Here is a 19,120-nt window from a genome sequence, read left to right as displayed (position 1 = left end):
CCCCGTCCCAACCGCCTGCGAGTCAGGCGCACCAGAGTGAGGCGCACCAGAGGCAGTCGCATCAGAGTCATCAGCGCCCGCCGAACCGGTCCACGACCGCCAGGTGACTGGCTGTCACTGGAACCTCGAGCGGCACCACGCCGCGGGCGAATGCCGGGATGAGGGGTAACGGCACCATGACCGTCGTCGCCATCACGATCCGGCCATCAGCCCGCAGGCACGGTGCGCCGTCGCAGGTCATCGTCAGCTGGGCCTCGTCGGCGCCGAAGCCCTGGTCCTCGAAGGCGATCCGGGCCGCGGACATCGCACGGTCGTGGGCACTGGCGGTCGCGGACGCCGTGACGTACGCGCGGCCGGCTTCGCGCGCGGCCGCCGACGCGGCATACGCACCCGCCTGGATCCTCGCCAGGGTCATCACGAGGTAGAACAGCGGGACCATCAGCAACACCGCGAGGAAGACGAACTCGACGACGGCGCTGCCGCCCTCGCGCGACGCGCGCCTCCCGTCGACACGCCGGCGAAGCGCCAGCATCACTGCCGCTCCAGGAAGGCCCGACCGACGAGGTCGAACCCGCTGTCGGGGCCGAAGGGGCCGAGAACGGGCAACGGCGCGCGGACCCGCACCGCCAGCGCCTGCACCCCTGCGGCGTCCACCACCTCGGCCGTGACGTCCTGGGCGAACCGCGCAGAGAGGGATGCCTCGATCAGCTTTCGGGTGCGCGCGACACCGACTCGCGGGTCGGCGTCAGCCCTCGCGCCGAAACGGGCGCCCTCGGAGGCGCACGAGATGATCGTGTTGCGGACGTAGAGCGCCAGGCCCACCTGCAGCACGGCGAGGAAGAGGACCGAGACCAGGGCGGAGACCAGGACGAAGTCGACCACGGCCGAACCACCCTCGCCCCTGCGGCGGACGGCGGCCCATCGCACCTGTCTACCGCCGCGCACTGTCGAGCGCGTCGGTGAACATCGCCTTCAGCTGGTCCTCGGCGACTGCCCAGAGAACTGCCACGAGCCCGGCCGTCATCAAGGTGATCAGCACCCAGCCGGGCACGTCCCCACGCTCGCGTCGCGGCGCGGCGCTCCTGAGGGCGCGCGCGACGGCGAGCTGGGCACGCACCAGGGAGCGGTGAAGGTGTGTCATGAGGTTCCTCTCGTGTGCTGGGTCAGGGGCTGGGGGTCAGAGTGAGAAGCGGAGGAAGGCAAAACCGGGGAAGACCGCAAACAGCACCGTGACCGGCAGCACGAGGAACACCACCGGAATCATCATCGCGATCTCCTTCTTGCCACCCGCCTCCATGACCGCGCGCCGCCCGGCCTCGCGGACGTCGTGCGCCTGGGCACGGAGCACCTCGGCGAGCGGGGTGCCCCGCTGGACCGCGATGACCATGCCGTCGACGAATCTCGACAGGGTCACCAGGCCGGTGCGGTCCGCGAGTCCCTGCAGAGCCGTCGGCAGGTTCGCACCGGCGCGCGCGTCGGCGAGGCAACGGCCGAGCTCCACGGAGAGCTCACCCTGTGACAGGCGGCAGACCCGTTCCAGGGCACCCACGGCGCCCTCGCCCGCACCGACGGCGAGTGCCAACAGCTCGGCGATGGTGGGGAACTCGCCGAGCATCCGCTGCTCCCGGACGGTCGCTTCGCGGCTGAGCCACTGGTCGCGCGCCACGACGGCTCCGCCCGCACCGCACAGGACGACAAGCACCGCCTGGATCACCGAACCTCCCCGGCCGAGCCAGACGAGACCGCCGACGACGATGCCCCCGAGCAGGCCGACGGCACCCCACAGGACCTGCTCGGCCCGGAAGCGGTCCACATCGGGAGCCTTGCCGGCCCGTAGGAGACGTCGCCTGACCGATGCCGACCCACCCAGGACGACGTCGATGCGGCCTCCGAGGTCAGCCACCAGTGGTCCAGCCAGCACCTTCAGCGCGCGTGCGCCACCGGCCTGGCGGCTGGCCAACAGCCGGGATGGGCGCGGCGCGTCCCGCAGGTAGGGAAGGAGCCGGTCGTCGAGGGTGGCACGTCGGTTTCGCGGCAGGCGCGCCCAGACCAGGAGGAGGCCCAGCCCCAGCTCCACCCCGAGCGGCGCACCAACCAGCCACCTGGTCATCGCAACACTCGCTCGTCCTCGGGCAGGCGCCCGATGAAGACCATGATCCGGTATGCCGCCGCGCTCACGGCGGCCCCGACGAACAGGACCACGGTGCCCGTCGCGGTCGCATAGGCCTGGATTGACTCGGGTCGCGTGCAGAGCATCGCCAGCACGGCCCAAGGAGCCGCGACCGCGAGGCGGGCCGCGTTGACGGTCCAGCCCTGCCGCGTCTCGAGCTCGGACCGGGTGCGGCTGTCCTCACGCAGGAAGGTGGAGAGCGTGCGCAGCAGCCCGCCGAGATCGCTCCCGCCCACCTCGCGCGCGATGCGCAGGGACTCGACCAGCCGGTCCCCCACCGGGTCGCTGAGCCGGTCCTTGAGGTCGTCGAGGCAGTCGTTGAACCGTCCACTGGTGCGGTAGTCCTCGGCGAACGCCTGAAACGCCGGCCGCAGCTCCTGCGGACCGCGTACCGCGAGCTGGCTGAGTGCCTCGGGGAGGGCCAGACCTGCGCGGACGCCAGACGTGATGTTGTCGACCGCGTCGGGCCACAGCTCGCGCAGGTGCGACCGACGTCGCCGCGCCCTCGCCCGCACGAGGGCGAAGGGTGCGTACCCCGCCATGAGGGCGAAGCACAGGGCCACCGGCACCACCTCGGTCGTGGCGCGGACGCCGAGGGCGACACTCACGAAGGCCGCCAGGCAGGCCGCAACCAGGCTGCGCGGACCCACGGACTGGTAGCCCGCCTGGACGAGCTCATCGCGCAGGCGGTCCATCAGCGACACCCGCCGACGCCTGGTGGACGGGGGCTCGGGCACCCAGGCCGACCACCACAGGCAGAAGAGGCCACAGCCCAGGAGCAGCCCGACGACGAATCCCGTCATGTCGTCACTCCTGGCTCAGGAGGGCAGCGATGTCGTAGCCGCCTCGCCGGAACCGATCGGCATGGGGCGGGAACCCCTCGGCTCGGCACAGGATGCCGTCGCGCTGCGTGAAGATGTCGGCCGTCTCGACGACGTCGCCCTCGACGCGACCGGGGACGGCGACGATCTCGCGCACCCGGCGGACCCCGTCGTGCTCGAGAGCGGCGTGCACGACGATGTCGATCGAGCCGGCGACGGTGGGAACGACGAACCGGCTGCCGACATTCTCCCCGGCCAACAGGGGCAGCGTGCACATCTTCGTGATGGCCTCACGCGCGCTGTTGGCGTGGATGGTGCACATGCCCGGTAGGCCGCTGTTGAGGGCGATCAGCAGGTCGAGACTCTCCGACTGGCGCACCTCGCCCACGATGATCCGCGACGGGCGCATCCGCAGCGCCTCTTTGACAAGCCGACGCAGCGGAATCTCCCCGGTGCCTTCGAGGCTCGGTTGCCGGCACTGCATGGATGCCACGTCCCTGAGCGGGATCTTGAGCACCAACCTTGCTTTAGTACAGTGGTTGGCATGGGCAAACGCACCGCCGCGATCTATGTCCGCATCTCGTCCGATCCGGAGGGCACTCGGCTCGGCGTGACGCGCCAGCTGAGGGGCTGCGAGGCAAAGGCGGCCGACATGGGCTGGGTGGTCGGTGAGGTGTTCGAGGACAACGACGTTTCGGCGAGCAGTACGAAGCCGCGACCGGCGTACGAACGGATGCTGGCCGCCCTGGAAGCGGGCGAGGTCGACGCCGTCGTGGTGTGGGACTTGGACCGACTGACCCGTCGGCCGATCGAGATCGAGCACTTCATCGACCTGGCAGACCGCAAGCGGGTCGCCCTGGCATCGGTGGGCGGTGACGTGGACCTGGCCACGGACAACGGACGCATGTTCGCGCGGATCAAGGGAGCCGTGGCCAGGGCCGAGGTCGAGCGGAAGTCGGCCCGGCAACGTGCGGCCAGCGACCAGCGGGCTGAGAACGGCGCACCGCACCGGGGTCGGCGCGCCTTCGGTTTCGAGCCGGATGGGGTGACAGTCCGCGAGGAGGAGGCTGCGGAGGTAAAGCGAGCCGCGGGCGCCCTGCTAGGCGGGGCAAGCCTGCGGGGCATCGTGGTGGAACTGACCGCCCGTGGTGTAACCACGACGACCGGAGGCACGTGGCGCCCCACCGAGCTGCGGCGGATGCTGGCCAACCCGCGGTATGCCGGTCTTCGGGTCCACCGTGGTGAGGTCGTCGGCGACGCGGGATGGCCCGCGATCCTGGACTCCGACACCTGGGTCGGAGTGGGGGCCATCCTGTCCGACCCTTCCAGGCGCCGCCCTGGTCGCCCACGGCGACATCTGCTGTCCGGGGTGGCCCGGTGCGCGGTGTGTGGCGGCCGGATCTTCGGCACGACCGAGCCCCGCGGGCCGGTGTACATGTGCGAGACCCGCCGGCACGTGGTGCGCCGCGGCGAGCCGGTCGACCAGCTCGTGGTCGCAACGGTCGTGGGCCGACTGTCCATGCCCGACGCCGCGGGCCTGTTCGCCCGGCGCGAGGCCGAGGACGAGACAGCACAACTGGTGGATGATGAACGGCGCCTCCGCCAACGGCTCGACGGCCTGGCCGAGGCTTACGCGGCCGGTGACATCGACGGGTCCCAGCTCGCTGCCGGGTCGCGACGCCTCAAAGCCGAGCTGTCCGAGGTCACGGCGGCACTGGCTAGGACGGCCCGCTCCCCCGCGCTGGGTCGCCTGGTCACCGCCGCCGACGTCCAGGCCGCCTGGGATGCCCTCCACGTCGACAACCAACGTGAGGTCCTGCGAGTACTCCTGGACGTCACACTGGAACCCATCGGGCGAGGTCGACGCACCTTCGATCCCGCAACCGTCGGCATGACTTGGAAGGACGAGGCCATTGCGTTCCAACGAATCCGTGGCAGCCCCGACCACGCCGATCCGACCATTTGGGACACAAACCCACGGGGACGTACCGGCAAGCGTGCGTAATCGCCGAGTCGCCTACGCTCGATGCCGCCACTGCGCGAAGGGGTGCGGCTACCTGCTTGTCGACCGGGACCACCTCTCTTCCCTCCTCACCCACAGCTGGTGGGCCGAGCCTGCCGACGCGAAGAACACCCGCAGATGTGATCCACGGGGGCAGCTGCCGGCGTCGTCGGCTACTGGAGAGACTCGGCCTGAGGGCGCTGGCCGCCGTTGAGCGAACGGTCAACGCATTCGATGCGCACCCGCTCCCTGGCCCTCACCTGGCTCTTCCGACGGTTCACCTTCTGAGGCAGGATTTCGGACATGGAGCTCCGGTTCGGCAACCAGGTGGCCGCAGACGTAGCGCAGCCCCGCGCCTTCCAGTCCCTGAAGGCAGTCCCCGATGAGCAGTCACGGTTGGTAGTGCGGTGTGACCACCCTCGACGCGGCCCGACAAAGGTCGCCAAGGTCATCGGTGGGGTCATCCGCACGGAGTACGGCGAGGAGGACTACCCCGGGGCTCCGCATGAGTGGGTCGAGATGACCTGCGAGCGTTGCCTGCGGTTGTGGAAGGTTCGGAAGTCCCGGCTGCGTGAGGTCATCGACAGCGGTGAGAAAGAGATCACGGTCCGCCACCTCACGGACGACTGGCGTCGCATGCCTCGCCGAGAAGCGACTTGAGATGTAGGTTGGGAGCCGACCAAGAGCCAGCGAGACTGGCGGTCTCACAAGCCCCGGTCTACGACCGAACCGCGCGGATGGGCATCACGCACTTCCTTTGCAGGAGTGCCCATGCCCGCTCGACCGCGCGACGTCACCGCGCCCACGGATCCGACAGCACAGAGTCTCCTCCCTGACACGGCCCACGGAGCCGACACCCGGCGGGACCTAGCGGCAGAAGGGATCACCGCCGCCGTCACCGACATCGTTGCTGGGGCGCCCCCGTTGTCACCCCAACAGCGGGCACGTCTCGCCTCGCTCTTCGCGTGCGGTGGGTGCCGGTGACCTCCTCCGCCCGCAGGCTACCGGGCACGACGGTGCCGAACGCTCACCTCGCGTCCGTGCTGCCGACTACGCCCGGGTGGGCGCAGTGGCGCAACGAGGACCTGGCCAGACTGCACGAAACCCTGGGCCTCCACATGATTCCTGTCGGGCGCAACAAGGCCCCAATGGTCAGGTGGCGCACTGGTCCCGTGAACTACACCGACCACCAGCCATCCGACGACCAGATTCTCTCCTGGGCCGGCCGGGCTCCCGCCGGCTGGGCGGTGGCCTGCGGGGGCCCGCTGGCCGTGGTGGTCCTCGACGTGGAAGCGCCCGGGATGCGGGACAGCACCACCAAGGGAGAGACGATCCGAGCCGTCCTCGCCGAGCTCCCGGAGCACTGCAAACGCCCAACCCCGAGCGGCGGCGTTCACGCCTATCTGCGCGTCAGCAATGGGCCGGCGCCATCGGCAAGAGGGTGTCAGCTCGTGCGGGCCGAACGCCCAGCTGGAGCTCGACCGGCTCTGCTGGCTGAGTACCGTGGCCAGGCACAGATTGCCGTGATCCTGGGCCACGGGCGCGGAGACCTTCCACCCGACTTCGCGCCCTTCCAGGTGACCACAGCGCGGCTGAGCCACTGGTTCGACCGGCTGCGCGCCGTCAGCGACCACACGCCAGCGCAACGCCGCACGTCATGCGCACCGGGTTCCCCTGGTTCGGCTCAGAGCCTGTCACTTGACGCCGGCAACGATGCCGAGGCCGACTCCGTCGTCGCGGCATTCCTGGGCCGAGTGCCCGGTGGCGATCCCTGCCAGTGGATGCGCGAGGCGGCGGACCAGGTCCTGAAGGCGTTGGCCACCGACCGGCTGCACCCTGCCATCCTGGGGCCCGTCCTGCAGATGGTTCGCGGTGCAAGCACCGGCCATCAGGGCCTGGAGGCCGCCCTGCAGGAGCTCCGCATGGAGTTCCTGCCCCGCGTGGCCACCCGAGCCGGCAGGCCCGGAGGCACGCAGGACGCAGAACTGGAGTGGGACCGCGCCCTGGCGGGCGCGATCGCGCGGGTCTCTGAGCAGCGGTCGCGCGTTCAGCCCACCAGCGCCTGCGACTGCTGGCTCGACGCCTACCTCCCCGCCTACGACTCCTCCCCCGTCGAAGCACGCTCCCGAAGTGGCCGGGCCAGAGCCACCGATCGGGTCGTCGTGGACTACCTGCTGGGCAAGGCGCGCCTTCAGCGCGCCCGCGTCGTCCGTCAAGCCCAGCGACAGATCTCCCAGGCCACGGACCTGCCGCTGGCCCGAGTCTCCGCCGTGGTGGCACGCCTGTGTGAACAAGGCTGGATCACTCGCAAGCAGAGCCCTGGAGCAATCGACCGCCTAGAGCTGACCTTCCCCTCAACCGTAACCAGAACAACAGAAGAGCCCACCGGTAAAACGGTGGGGTCTTCTGTTGTTCTGGTGCCGAAGCACGGTGTGCACCGCCTCTTCGGCACGGCCGGGAACGGGCCAGGAGCCGAAGCCACGTTCGCCCTCCTGCCGCACTGGCGCTGGCCGCTGCGAACCCGATCCGGCTTCCTGGTTCGAGTGACACCGGGGAGCGCCTCCGCAGTGTTTGCACAACCGCCAGCCACCGGTCCTCGGCGCGGCATCCCGGCCGCGCCAGCGGGCCGAGGAAAGACAGTGCGGGAGCTGGCCGAAGAATCCGGCGTACCGGCCTCCACCATCCGCGGGCGCCTCAGCAGGCTCAAACGCGATGGGCTGGCCTTCCGCGACCTTCACGGGCGCTGGTGGCGTTACCTCTTCGATCCCGACTGGCTCGCGGACGCACTCGGCATCCCCGACACCGCCCATGCGCGCAAGCTGCTGTACGACGTCCAGCGCCGGACCTACTACGACCGCCTTGTGGAGAACGAACGGGTCCGCGTCGAGGACGGGGAAGACGGCTCGGCCCTCTATGTCGAGGTCGAAACCGGAGCCGTTCTCTGGATCGACCGTGAGCCGCCCCCGGCGACCGGAGCGCCGCCACGCCCAAGCTGACGCAGAGCAGAGCCCTTCACCCCAAAACCGACCCGAGCCCATACACACGCGAGCCAACCGATAACACCCAGGAGAAAGGACCCAGCAGTATGACCGAATCAGTGGAGCACCTCGAGATGGAACACGAACCCTTTGAGCGCTTCGAGATGGAGCTGGAGGACTTCCTGCTGCATCTCGGAGAGTCGCTCGTCGCCCTGGAGCTGTCTGAGGCCTACTCGTGGAACGCAGAACAGGCGCCAGACGAAGTGGCATGGCTGTTCAACGCGGCACGGATCGCACTCATCGAGCGGGACCCGGCCACGTCGGACCACTGGGAGCGGAACTACCGCGCCTTCGAGGCTAGCGTGAACGCCGCCGGCTGGTACCTGATCCGCGCCTTCGTGACGCTCGCTCGCCGCCACGGCATCGCCGTCGCCAGGGACACCTTTGCCGCGATCAGGTTCGACCCCTCCGGCCGCTCCCCCAGACCCTTGTGACAGGCCGCGGCGGCCCGAAGGGAGGGCGCCAGCCCGAACAGAGGGCCGTCCAGGGCGCCGTGGGCAGAGCGCTTTGGCGTCACTGGGCAGGCAACAGATGCTCGGCCTGGGGTGCCAGCGGCTTCACAGGGAGGCGTCCGTTCCGATGGGCAGGCAAGACACGACGACGGTTCTCGGAGCCGCAAGTTCCGAGCGTGGCCCTTCCGCCAGTCCGAGCAACCGGACCCGTGCCTGGATGATGCGGAGGATGGCGTTGGCCGCGCTGACGTCCCCCGTCATGGCAGCGTCCCAAAGCGGAGCTTGCAGGGCGTCGAGCCGTTCGCGCTCGAGCAGGCGAAGTTCTTCAATAGCGTCGGTCTCTCGTGCTTCAAGCGCGTTGCTGACGATCCGGAAGACCGTTCCCCGGTTGGCGTAGCCGAGCTCTGCCGCGTGGCTTCGTAGGTCCATCCCTGGGTGCGCAGCTCGATGGCGCGCGCTCGTCGTGCCGCGGCCAGCGCCCGATTGCGGTGCCGACCCTCGACGCGGGGTAGGGCAGCGACGCTCATGGTGAGGTCCCAGCTCGTTGGCGGCGTTCCTGCCGCTCACGGCGTAACTGCGCAACAGCGCACGCAAGGGCCTGCTGGCCGGCCGTCTGGTCCGCGGCGATCCACGCCGCGTCGGCAGTTTTGGCGCGCCATGCCTGGTGCCACGCGCTCAGCCGTCGCCGGCCGGTCAAGAACGTGCTCATGGCGTCCAGGGTAGGTGGACCCAGTGACAAGCCGGGCACGCCACTCCGAGGGGGGGTGAAGCACCGAATCCCCTTCAGTGCCAATTGAATTCAAGGTATAATTGGTATCACGAGGTTGGGATAACCACGCCCACTGCTGGGTTGGAGAAACCCCCTCGGACTTACGGGCCCGCCACAACGTGTGGCGGGCCTTCTTGCATTCCCGTCCAACTACCCATGAACCGGAGGAGTCCTTCATGCCCACTCATACCCTGTCATTGACCAGCCCCGGTGAGCTGCTCACCGTCGTGCCCTACATCCTCGGCTTCCACGCTCAGGACAGCATCGTCGTCATCTGCATCCGCGACCGCCACCTGGGCCTAGTGCAGCGACTGGACCTGCCCGAGACCGGGGAGGAAGAACGCTCCATGCGCGGCCTGCTGCCGGCCCTGCTCGACGAACGGCCGGAGTCCGTGATCCTGCTGGGCTACGAATCCACTCCGGCCCAAAGCGCGCCGATCCTGGAGGCCATGACGCAAGCGCTGACCGAACACGGACTACGCGTCCATGACCGGCTCGTGGTCCGGGACGGCCGGTGGCGCTCCCTGGACTGCGACAACCCGTCATGCTGCTCGCTCGAAGGCACTGCAGTGCCGTCCCCAGCAGACGTGTCCGCGGTGACTGCGGAGTTCGTCGGCCAAGAGGCAGCCCCGCACCGAGTCCGCGAGGACCTCGTCGCACAGCTCGAAGCCGACGACCGGGCCCCAGCCGTGGGAGCCCTCCTGGCCACCACGGCCCAGCCCATGGGCCAGGATGAGCTGGCCGCCGCCTGGGCGCGCATCGTGCACACCGGCGACGACCCGCCGCCAATCAGCCCGCGCGACGCCGCGCGGGCGACCGCATCGCTCCGGGATCTGGGACTGCGCGACGCGGTGGTGGCGGCACTGACGCCGGGCAGCCCACCGGTCGAGGATCTCCCACCCCACGCCAGGGGCTTCATGAGAGCCCTTGCGCCGGGCTGGAACGCGGACGACAACGACACCGCCACCGTCATCGCGCAGAACCGGGTGCAGGCACGCCTGATCCACCTGTGCGCAATGCTCCCCGACCGGCACGCCGCCCCAGCGTTGACCGTGTTGGGTTGCTTCACCTGGTGGCGGGGCGACGGGGCCCTGACCCGCGCCGCACTCGCCCGCGCGCTTCGCTGCCAGCCCGACTACCCGCTAGCCCTGCTGCTGGAACAGATGGTTGACCTCGCGATCAACCCTCGAGCGGCCCGATAACACCACCACTACACCCGCCAGAAGAACCAGGCCCGTCGCAACCGCGGTGGGCCTTTGTCATGCCCGACCCAGAACGCCTTGCGGCGCCCGCCGCAGGGACAACACCGCCCTTCGGGCGGACCAACCAGGAAGAGAGCGCACACCATGAGCACAGCCACGTACGAACGGCCGCTACGCGCGGTCCCCGCCCCACCCGAGCAACGCGAACGCTTCGCCCTCGTGCTGGCGATTCGCCGCCGGGCGGAACAGTCCCTGAACATGCTGCTGGCGCTGCCACGCGGCGCTGCCGGCTGGGCGCTACGCCGCCTGCGCGCCCTCGGTGACGCCGCCCGTGAGCACCGGGTGCTGGGATGGGTCGGCGCCCGCCTGCGGGGCGCCGTCACCCTCGCTCGCGCGGTCGGGGTGGTTCCCCTGGTCGGGGCCGTGCTCAGCACCCCGCCGGTCTGGAACGCTACCCAGCGCCTCGCGGCCGCTGCGGCCTCCGGCCTGGCCATGGCCGGCCGGTACCTCTGGACCCGCGCTCAGCACCTCCTGTCCCGAGGCGGCACCACAGGACAACGCATCGAGCACGCCATGAGCCGGGCCGGCTCCGCCGTGTCCCGGGCAGCGCGCGCGGTCGCGGCCCACCCCGCCGCCCCGACCGTCACCCACGCGGCCAAGGCCGCACTGCGACTGGTCCGCCCGATCAGCCAGGCAGGGGTCGCTCACCAGCTCCTGCGGCTCATCCCCGTGCAGCCTGTTCGGTTCGCCCTCGAGCTGATCATCCTGCCGCTGGTGCTCGCGCTCGGGGTGCCTGGACAGAACCGGCCACGAGCCATCCGCACCTTTCCGTTGCCCACGATGCGGCCCCTCGACAACGACCAGCCGACAACCCAGGCAACCGAGTCGGCTCCTCCAATCGGGGAGGCGCAGGCGGAACTTGATGACTCGGCGATCGCCGAGGAGCTGGCCGATGTGGCTCGCAACCGCGCCGAACGCCGCGCCCAGCAGCAGGAACAGGCGCGTGCCAAGCGCGCCCGAGCCCACCGCTGACTACACCAGTCACGGCGGCGGGGCCCCCAAAGGGCCCCGCCGCCCATATACGAAACGGAGAAGAGTCATGTTGATCGTCGTCAGCATCGCCGGGGCAGCCGCCCTGGCCGTGGTCGCCTACACCCGTCTGCGGCAGTACTCACCCGAAGCCGGGAACGCCTCCCTGCGGGCCGTGCGCGAACTCGCGGCCATCGTGGTCGTCTGCACCAAGGCCGTCGAAGGAATTGTCGACGTACTCGCCGGTGCTCAACGACTCCAGTCATCTCCCGCGTCAGCCTCCTGGGGCTACCGCAAACGCTACGAATCCGAGTACGACTACGAGGACGAGCCATGACCTCGACGAACACTCCTCATCTGAGAGCCCTCCCAAGGCCGCGCACCGAGCCCGACCCGAGTGGATGCTCGGTGGTGTGCCAAGCCAAACTCAGCGGGCCACAGCCGACGAGCGTGCGCGTCCTGACGCCCGTGACCGGACCAGGGGATGTTCTCATCGCAGTCCGCGTGGGAGGAATCCTCCTCCTGATGTCCGACTTGGAGGCCCTGCGCTCCCTAGGTGAGGTCGTGGCATTGGCCGAAGGCCTTGCGCCGGGAGCCTTCGGGTCAGCGCCGTGAGGCCTGCTGCGGGCGGCACCTGACTGGACCCTGGATCCAGTGATCGCGCTCTCGGCTGTCGTTCGCTCGCCCCAGGGCTGTGTCCGCCGACCTGCCCGAACTTGGCGGGGCTTGCAGCGCGCCAAACTGAGGGTGGATTGTCAAGACGTGCGGATATGGCTGTTCCGGCTCTTGGCATTGGTCGCCGCGCTCGGGTGGCTGGTCTGGCCCGGCTTCGCGCTCATCGACCTCAGCGTCACGTGGGACCCCGCCTGGTCCCGGGTGCTCGAGGCTGGCTTGGGCATCTTCGTGGGCGGCTTCCTGGGGGTCCCACTAGCGGTCGCGGCCGTTCGGGGCCGCCTCACCTCATCGACGCGGTTCGTCATCCTGACCGCGATCCTCTCAGCCATCGTCGGCGCGACCGCGGGACGTGAGCCCGAGCTGTGGCCAGGCGTGGCGCTCGCCGCAGGTGAACTCGCGGTCCTTGAGGTCGTCGCGTGGTGGTCCAGGCGTGGCGCGGGGAATCACTCCTGGGCGCCCGGCCCTGTTGCTCCGGCTGCGCCGCTGATCGCAGTGACGATCCTTGGTGCCGGTCCATTGCTGGCCTACGCGAACCACATGTGTGCCCTGAACCGAGAGGAGCTCCCAGTCGCTGACATCACCGCGAACGTCGATCATTACGCACTGCAGGGCGGTTTGGCCCTCGGACTGGTCATTCTGACGCTATGCGCGGCTCTTCTGCCCGAGGTCCGCAGGTACATGGGAGTTACCGCTGCAGCCGGTGCCTTCTACCTGGGGTTGGTGTCCCTGGCCGCACACCCCATTCCCGGCAGCCTCGACCCACCGTGGTCGTTGGCAACCATGGTGTGGGCCGTCCTCGTGACGGTTGCCGTCACCATGACTCGCAGGGCAACGGCGCCCCCCGGCCGAACGCGCCCAGACGCGCGCAACGACTAGCAGAGAGCCTTGGCCCGCCACGAGACAAGAGGCGTTCCTCGGCCTCGCCGATCCCACAGCACCTAGCCCCCGGGTTCTATGCGGCTCCAGAACTCAGTGGTATGCCGTGGTCCCGGAGCCATCTTTCCTCTCCGCGGGCTATGAGCCTCGCTTCGCTTGGCGTAGAGAATTTCCATCACATCGGCGCCGGGGTGACCGCAAAGGGTGGCCGCGAGCGTCGTAGGGTCTTCGGGCAGCACGGTGATGACGTATTCGTACTCGTCCCAGCCCTGCATCGGGCCCATCACCCCTGCGGTCTGGCGCGCAACGGTGCGCGCGGCCCGTTTCGTGGGGTCCGCCCTGATAACCACCGGCCGCTACCTCTGGTCACACACCCAGGAGCTGCTTTCCCGGGGCGGCGGCACCGGGCAAAGGCACTGTCCGGGGCAGGTCCGCCACCGATGGCAGAACGGAGAACGCATGTTAATCGTCATCAGCATCGCCGGGGGCGCCGCCCTCGTCGTCGCCTTCGCCTTTGCGCGACTACGGCAACACTCACCCGAGACCGGCGCACGCGAGCTGCGCGCGGTCCCGGAGCTCTCGCAGCCATCGTCCTGGTCTGCACCAAGCCCGTCGAGGGGATCGTCGATGTCCTCGCAGGTGCCCGACGACGGCAATCCGCCCATCCCAGCTCCCGGGGCTACCGCAGCCCTGACATCCGCGGCTACGAGTACGAGAAGGACGAAGCCATGACTGCTGCGTCCCACAGCCTCAGACCGGCCGGAGGACAGAGAACCGATCCAGCCGCTGCACCGTCATGCGCCAGGCCACCCATAGCGGACCCCAGCACGTGATGGTCCGCCCACTGACACCCATATCCGGGCCTGGTGGACCTCACAGCGGGATCCAAGTCGGCCCATCCTGCTGCTGATCTCGGATAGGGACGCAGTGAGGTCCTGGTTGGACGCTTGGAGCCAAGGAGAGAAGCTCATCGACACGACTTTCGTTCCCCGCGTTGAGATGCACCCCAAGGCGGGAGCCAGCCCCATCGGTGGCTCTCGCTACGGCCCTGCGGTCGCTTCCGTAGCCCCAGTGGACACCGATAGGTCAGCCGTTCTCCCGATCATCCCAAGACATTACGGACACGCTGCCTCGATGCTGCCTACTGTCTGACGCGGTATCGAGAGGAAATCCATGACCGAGGATGGATCTGACAGCAGGTCAGGCTGGCGCTCAACGGTGCGAACCGGACTCGAAGCTACTCGAACGACCCTGCAAGGGCTAGAGACGGACGGCCCAGGCGCTCTGGTTGTGGTCCAAGGCCGAATGACCGCCGCGGCAACGGCCAGCCATGCGGCAGCACCAGCATGAGAGCCACTCGGACTCACTACGAGATCCTCGGTGTCGAGCCGACGGCCTCGTCGGCCGAACTGAAGGCGGCCTACCGTCGACTGTTACGACACGCGCATCCGGACACGGGGGGTTCGGCTGCACTGCTTGACTTGGTCACGGAGGCCTATAGCGTCCTGAAGGATCCGGCCAAGAGGAGCGCCTACGACACTTCCCTGCGCGGCGGCGAAGCCCGTTCCGGCCGCCCATCTGGTGCGCAGGCTCCCCAGCCGCCACCACAGGCGCATCGGGCGACAGCACGAAACCCAGCACTTCCTTACCACCCGTGGGCTGCCCTGACTGAAGTCTTTGAGCACCTTTTGATGGTATTGCTGTTCCTGCTGCTCCCCTTCGCCATCTTCGGCCACGAGAGTGACCCCTATGCCTCCACCGACGAGTCTCATATCGACGGGGTCGGCTGGTTCCTCTTGCTGCTCATGGCGCTCGCTGGGATCGTCATCGCTGGAAAAAGCTGGGACATCCTGCGCCCAGGCAGGTGGTCCACCTATGCATGGTGGTGGGAGGCCGGCCCGGACGTTGCGGCGGCTCTGGCTCCGATGCCTCGCCGCCCGCCGGGCGCTGGGGCGCTCATCGGCTGGCACCTAGTCCGCGGCGTCATGACCGGTGGGATGTCGCTCCTCTGGCACCTTGCCCGCGCTGGCGCCGCTGCGGCCAAGTCCGACCAGCGGCAGAGGGAGTGGCGGGTCAGGTGCGCCGCAGCACAGGCCAGAGGAGAGACGGCCCTGCCAACGGCGCTGGCCTCGCTCAACGCGCTCGAGCAGCGGTATCGCCGTCGCCGCGCGCTCGGCTCGGCCCACAAGCGCTCGCTTGACCAACGCCTCGCCATCACGGTGGCAGCGCGCGCACACATGAAGGCCGCGGGACCACACGCCATGAACACGTCGCGACCTGCGCTCGACACACTCAGAGTGCCCATCCACAGAATCGGGATCGTAGCCCTAACTTTGCCCGCAACTGCGGGCCTTATCGCCGTCGGCGCCCCATTCGCAGCTGCCCAACTCCAAGCAGACCAGGGCGCCGCATCCACGACGTCCACCTCGGTACGGCCCGCTTCTACAGGTTCAACGGAACTAGGCGCGGTGTCCCCGTCGGCCCCCGCGCCACCACCGAGTCCGACCTCATCGCGCACCGCGAATACCACCCCGTCCCCAAGAAGGGCTCCGACAAAGGCCGTCCCCCCTTCGCCGACCCTCACGCCGCTCCAAACCGCGGCATCAGCGCCGGAGCCCACTTGCGCGAGCCTCACCGGCCTCCGCGCCAGCTTCACGGTGGCGACCAACCAGCTTGAGGCGGGCGTTGAGGAGTGGCCAAGGGTCACGGTGACAAACGGGACGTCCTTCACCCTGATCCCGCATTTTTCCGGTGGCGGCAAGGCGTCTAGCCCCCTCACCCCCGATTTCCCGCTCGAGATGAACTGGCCCGACTACGACAGCAGACCCATAACACCCGGGACTACGGCGACATTCGATGTGGGGAGGAGCACCGGCCTCATTCTGTACGTCCCCCCAGGTGGAAAGATCTTGCGATTCGACGTCTCGCTACGCGTCGAGGACGAAGGGTCTCGCTTTTCTGACTGCCAGGTCTCCCTCACGCACGTGAACTGAACCGCAGTTGCCGGTCCTGAGATGGCCGATACGCCTGCTCAGGAAAGCGCGTGTTCGCCACCTTGGGGATCTGCATTGGGGATCTGCAGCCACCCCGGAGGTGCCGCCCCCGGCGACCTGCCTTCGCCCCGAGGGATAGGGCTCTTGCGACCCGTGCTCAACCACGCACCGTGCCGCGTTACAGAAACGAGCGATTGAGAGACGCCACGCAGTCGCACCCCGCAGACCCTCTACCGGTGTCCGCAACTCATGTCCGCAATCAACGTTTCGAAAGGAGGCCACGCGATGAGTACTGAGAACCAAAACCCCGGCTACCGCATCGGGTACGCCAGGGTGTCGACCCTCGAGCAGGACGGGGCCCTGCAGCATGACGCGCTGACGCGCGCTGGCTGCCAGCGCATCTTTACGGACAAGGCCTCGGGCAAGCTGGAGCATGGCCCGCCCTGGACGCTATGCGCGAGCAGCTGCGCCGTGGTGACACAGTCGTCGTGTGGCGCCTAGACCGCCTCGGACGGTCCCTGCGCCACCTCATCGACACCATCCAGGACCTCGAGAGCCACGGGGTGGCGTTCCTGAGCCTGACCGAGAGCATCGACACGTCCACCCCCGGCGGCAAGCTCGTGTTCCATGTCTTCGCGGCGCTGGCCGAATTCGAGCGCGACCTGATCCGCGAACGAACCATCGCTGGGTTGGCCGCAGCCCGAGCCCGTGGCCGCACCGGTGGCCGACCAACCGTCTGGACCACCGAGAAGCTCAAGGTGGCCCGGGACATGTACGACAGCCGTCAGCACGACGTCGCCGCGATCGCCCGCGTCATCGGCGTCAGTCGAGCCAGCGTCTACCGCGCGCTCAATGATTCGCTCCCGGCCCAGGACCGACGCAACGCTTGAACGGTCAACGGCCCCTTTCGCCCTTGTCGGGCGGGAGGGGCCGCGCTCCCTTTTCTGCGTTACGGGTGCCTATCGCGGTGGCGGAGGGTGCTTGGCTCAGATCTCCGCGTGGCGGCCCGCGGTGCCGGTCGTCCCGGCGAGCAGGTCGCGGATCTCGGTAAGGAGCACGACGTTTTCGTCGGGGGCGGCGTCCACCTCGGTTCGGGCGTATCGAGTCTTGGCCGCCTCGTAGGGCTTGACGACGAAGAAGTAGACCACCGCGGCAACAATCAGGAAGGCGACCAGCGCGGTCAGGAACGCGCCCAGCGGGACCCCGCCGGGCTTGATGCTGTTGAAGTCGGGCTTGCCGCCGAGCTTGCCGATCAGCGACAGGATCACGTCGGTGAAGGCTTTGACGACGACCGCGAATGCGGTGCCGATGATGAACGCGACGGCAAGCTCAACGAGGTTGCCCCGCATGACGAAATCCTTGAAACCCTTCACGGTCCCGCTCCTTGTTCGCGCTAGACGACCTGACGTGCCGAGCGTATCCACCATTTGGTGGCCAAATGAGTGTTTCGGGGCCGGGGCGCTCGGCCCCCGCCTTTTGGCACTGGTGCGCACCTCGCGTTTCCCGCACGGCGGGGTGAGCTCCGGTCGGCGCACCCTGACACGGGGCCGCCCCGACCGGGTGGCCGGGGCGGTTCCTGGTGTGGCCGGCATTACAGCCGCAGTGCTACTTGCTATTCCGCGAGCTTGGCGATGGCCTGCGCCCACAGGAAGTACTTGTTCGTGCCCAGGTCGCGGACGGTCTTGATGTTGAACGCGGCCTTGAGGTGCTCGGCGTCCCCTGCGCTGACTCCCTGCAACGCATCGACGGGCGCGTCCGCCAGCTCGGTCATGCTGACCGTCTCGAATGCCTTGTCGACCTTGCTTGCGATGTCACCCATCGGCTTACTCCCCTGGAACCAGTGCGCACCACGTCAGTGCGCGGTGGGTCATCCCTACCACCGAACCGCTGCGCCACGCCAGAGCGGGGAACGGGTTCAGCCCTGGGAGGTCCCGGCGGTGTTCGTCGTCTCGGTGACGCTGAGCCCGTTGGAGGTGGCCTTGGCCAGCAGGCCAGACACCAGTGACCCGGCCGAGTCAATGCTCCCCAGATTGCCGGCGGTCACGTCGCTCTTGAGCGCCGCCAAGTGCGTGGCCAGGTCGGCCATCGGCTGGTACAACACGTTGCACAGGGTGGGGTTGGCCTGGATGTTCTTCATTGCGTTGGACAGCAGCTTGGCGTCCGCAGCCGCAGTGGCGGCCGCCTTCACCAGCGCCAGCACCCGACCCTTGGTGCCCTTGGTGAACGCGCCGGCCTTGAACGGCTTGTAGATGTACCGGTGGAAGGTGCCGGCCGTCAGCCCCAGGTCCGCCACCAGCCGCGTCTTCGCGAACGCCCGGGTGTTCTCCGTCGGACAGTTCGACGGAACGGCACTACTGCTCGTCGAATCAGTGGGCGACGCTGCCGCAGTAACCGATGATGAGGTTTGCGGCCCGGCGGCAGTACCCGATGAGCTCTTCGGGCCACAACCCGTCAGCCCCAACGTCCCCGCGACCAGGGCGACCAGGACAAGACGGGTGATCCGTGGTGGTTTCGGTGTCACGATGTGCTCCAGAGGTTGGTTCCTACCCCGGCCGCGCGCCGGGACCGCCGACCAGGCCAATACCCATTGGGACCGTCAGGCTCGGCCACCTGTGGGCTAGGACGGCCGGAAGCGCGACCGGCCGTGTGCCCCTAGCTAGGTGCTCTCAAGGTGTTTCCGGCGGGAGACCCAACTGGCCCCCCACGGCGTCGCCGCCCTTCTTGATCTGGTCCGCGAACTTGCCACCCGTCCGCTCGTCCAGGATCCCCTCAGCCTTATCCAACGCGGCCTTGGCCTGCTCCGGATGTTCGCCAGCAAGCTTCTTGGCCTCGTCGAGGATCTCGTTGAAGTCCATACGGGCACTCTCCCTTGGATCAGATCGCCACCACGACCGCGGCGGTCGAACCGACTGTACCCATCCCAGCAGGTCCCGCCTAGAGCGCTGGCCGGGTGCGCAACCTTCGAGCGCGCAACTCGCCTCGTGCGCCGACGTCGATGGCCGAGCCCAGAGCCGGGGCTGAGCTACTGGGCCGCTATCGCCTCAGGCTGTTGCCGGCTACGCCAGCTACGTACCCCACGACGAATACCAACGC

At 68.6% G+C, this 19,120-nt stretch carries 21 protein-coding genes and 2 pseudogenes; 12 read left to right on the top strand and 11 right to left on the bottom strand.

The features are described from left to right. Positions 1-70 precede the first annotated feature (70 nt). The 6 genes and pseudogenes from BJ986_RS11505 to BJ986_RS11480 form a co-directional block, all read right to left on the bottom strand. Positions 71-532, bottom strand: coding sequence for a pilus assembly protein (locus BJ986_RS11505; RefSeq protein WP_179422102.1), 462 nt, complete (start codon positions 530-532; stop codon positions 71-73). Then, positions 532-882 carry a TadE family protein gene (locus BJ986_RS11500; protein WP_337795187.1) on the bottom strand — a complete coding sequence of 117 codons (351 nt, stop codon included), beginning with the start codon at positions 880-882 and terminating at the stop codon, positions 532-534. Before BJ986_RS11500 ends, BJ986_RS11505 begins: the two co-directional genes overlap by 1 nt. A 49-nt stretch (positions 883-931) precedes the next feature. Continuing rightward, positions 932-1,141, bottom strand: coding sequence for a hypothetical protein (locus BJ986_RS11495; RefSeq protein WP_179422100.1), 210 nt, complete (start codon positions 1,139-1,141; stop codon positions 932-934). Positions 1,142-1,177: 36 nt separating this feature from the next. After that, complete coding sequence (locus BJ986_RS11490; protein WP_179422099.1) at positions 1,178-2,110, bottom strand: type II secretion system F family protein; 933 nt, start codon at positions 2,108-2,110, stop codon at positions 1,178-1,180. After that, positions 2,107-2,973: a type II secretion system F family protein gene (locus BJ986_RS11485; RefSeq protein WP_179422098.1), complete on the bottom strand. Its 867-nt coding sequence runs from the start codon at positions 2,971-2,973 to the stop codon at positions 2,107-2,109. The genes BJ986_RS11490 and BJ986_RS11485 overlap by 4 nt, the downstream gene beginning before the upstream one ends. A 4-nt stretch (positions 2,974-2,977) precedes the next feature. Then, positions 2,978-3,505: pseudogene (locus BJ986_RS11480) on the bottom strand (ATPase, T2SS/T4P/T4SS family); the annotation flags it as partial. Between the two features lie 30 nt (positions 3,506-3,535). On the opposite strand from BJ986_RS11480, the gene BJ986_RS11475 reads away from it, so the two are divergent. From BJ986_RS11475 to BJ986_RS11460, 4 genes are all read left to right on the top strand, one after another. Then, positions 3,536-4,996 (top strand): recombinase family protein, encoded by a 1,461-nt coding sequence (locus BJ986_RS11475; protein WP_179422096.1) that lies wholly within the window; start codon positions 3,536-3,538, stop codon positions 4,994-4,996. 300 nt (positions 4,997-5,296) lie between these two features. Further along, the gene (locus BJ986_RS11470) at positions 5,297-5,653 is read left to right on the top strand and encodes a hypothetical protein (RefSeq protein WP_179422095.1); all 357 of its coding nucleotides are present in this window, start codon (positions 5,297-5,299) and stop codon (positions 5,651-5,653) included. Between the two features lie 512 nt (positions 5,654-6,165). Continuing rightward, a complete protein-coding gene (locus BJ986_RS11465; RefSeq protein ID WP_179422094.1) occupies positions 6,166-7,989 on the top strand; it encodes a bifunctional DNA primase/polymerase in 1,824 nt (607 codons plus the stop codon). A 101-nt stretch (positions 7,990-8,090) separates the two neighbouring features. After that, positions 8,091-8,465 carry a hypothetical protein gene (locus tag BJ986_RS11460; RefSeq protein ID WP_179422093.1) on the top strand — a complete coding sequence of 125 codons (375 nt, stop codon included), beginning with the start codon at positions 8,091-8,093 and terminating at the stop codon, positions 8,463-8,465. 123 nt (positions 8,466-8,588) lie between these two features. On the opposite strand, the gene BJ986_RS11455 is transcribed toward BJ986_RS11460, so the two are convergent. Further along, positions 8,589-8,912, bottom strand: coding sequence for a hypothetical protein (locus BJ986_RS11455; protein WP_179422092.1), 324 nt, complete (start codon positions 8,910-8,912; stop codon positions 8,589-8,591). 516 nt (positions 8,913-9,428) lie between these two features. Between BJ986_RS11455 and BJ986_RS11450 the strand changes: the two genes are divergently transcribed. The 8 genes and pseudogenes from BJ986_RS11450 to BJ986_RS11420 all read left to right on the top strand — a co-directional run bounded on the left by BJ986_RS11450 (position 9,429) and on the right by BJ986_RS11420 (position 16,917). Next, positions 9,429-10,454 (top strand): DUF4192 domain-containing protein, encoded by a 1,026-nt coding sequence (locus tag BJ986_RS11450; RefSeq protein WP_179422091.1) that lies wholly within the window; start codon positions 9,429-9,431, stop codon positions 10,452-10,454. 144 nt (positions 10,455-10,598) lie between these two features. Then, positions 10,599-11,486: a hypothetical protein gene (locus BJ986_RS11445; protein ID WP_179422090.1), complete on the top strand. Its 888-nt coding sequence runs from the start codon at positions 10,599-10,601 to the stop codon at positions 11,484-11,486. Positions 11,487-11,553: 67 nt separating this feature from the next. Beyond that, a complete protein-coding gene (locus BJ986_RS11440; protein WP_179422089.1) occupies positions 11,554-11,820 on the top strand; it encodes a hypothetical protein in 267 nt (88 codons plus the stop codon). 425 nt (positions 11,821-12,245) lie between these two features. Next, positions 12,246-13,034, top strand: a complete 789-nt coding sequence (locus BJ986_RS11435) for a hypothetical protein (protein WP_179422088.1) — start codon at positions 12,246-12,248, stop codon at positions 13,032-13,034. Between the two features lie 1,346 nt (positions 13,035-14,380). After that, positions 14,381-14,560: pseudogene (locus BJ986_RS16895) on the top strand (J domain-containing protein); the annotation flags it as partial. Positions 14,561-15,691: 1,131 nt separating this feature from the next. After that, on the top strand, positions 15,692-16,027 hold the full coding sequence (locus BJ986_RS16435) for a hypothetical protein (protein ID WP_179420116.1): 336 nt from the start codon (positions 15,692-15,694) through the stop codon (positions 16,025-16,027). Between the two features lie 249 nt (positions 16,028-16,276). After that, complete coding sequence (locus BJ986_RS16915) at positions 16,277-16,528, top strand: recombinase family protein (protein WP_475439528.1); 252 nt, start codon at positions 16,277-16,279, stop codon at positions 16,526-16,528. Further along, entirely contained in the window at positions 16,480-16,917 is a 438-nt protein-coding gene (locus BJ986_RS11420) for a recombinase family protein (protein ID WP_475439527.1), read from the top strand. Before BJ986_RS16915 ends, BJ986_RS11420 begins: the two co-directional genes overlap by 49 nt. Before the next feature lie 96 nt (positions 16,918-17,013). Here the strand turns inward: BJ986_RS11420 and mscL are convergent, their stop codons facing one another. The 4 genes from mscL to BJ986_RS11400 form a co-directional block, all read right to left on the bottom strand. After that, entirely contained in the window at positions 17,014-17,400 is a 387-nt protein-coding gene (mscL, locus tag BJ986_RS11415) for a large conductance mechanosensitive channel protein MscL (protein ID WP_179422086.1), read from the bottom strand. Between the two features lie 239 nt (positions 17,401-17,639). Next, entirely contained in the window at positions 17,640-17,846 is a 207-nt protein-coding gene (locus tag BJ986_RS11410) for a hypothetical protein (protein ID WP_179422085.1), read from the bottom strand. A 96-nt stretch (positions 17,847-17,942) separates the two neighbouring features. Continuing rightward, positions 17,943-18,320: a hypothetical protein gene (locus tag BJ986_RS11405; RefSeq protein WP_179422084.1), complete on the bottom strand. Its 378-nt coding sequence runs from the start codon at positions 18,318-18,320 to the stop codon at positions 17,943-17,945. Between the two features lie 373 nt (positions 18,321-18,693). Continuing rightward, positions 18,694-18,882: an antitoxin gene (locus tag BJ986_RS11400; RefSeq protein WP_179422083.1), complete on the bottom strand. Its 189-nt coding sequence runs from the start codon at positions 18,880-18,882 to the stop codon at positions 18,694-18,696. Positions 18,883-19,120 lie beyond the last annotated feature (238 nt).

The organism is Pedococcus badiiscoriae, from assembly GCF_013408925.1.
GTDB classification, from domain to species: domain Bacteria; phylum Actinomycetota; class Actinomycetes; order Actinomycetales; family Dermatophilaceae; genus Pedococcus; species Pedococcus badiiscoriae.
Note: the sequence above shows the minus strand (reverse complement) of the source record. Positions and strands in the feature narration are given on the sequence as shown.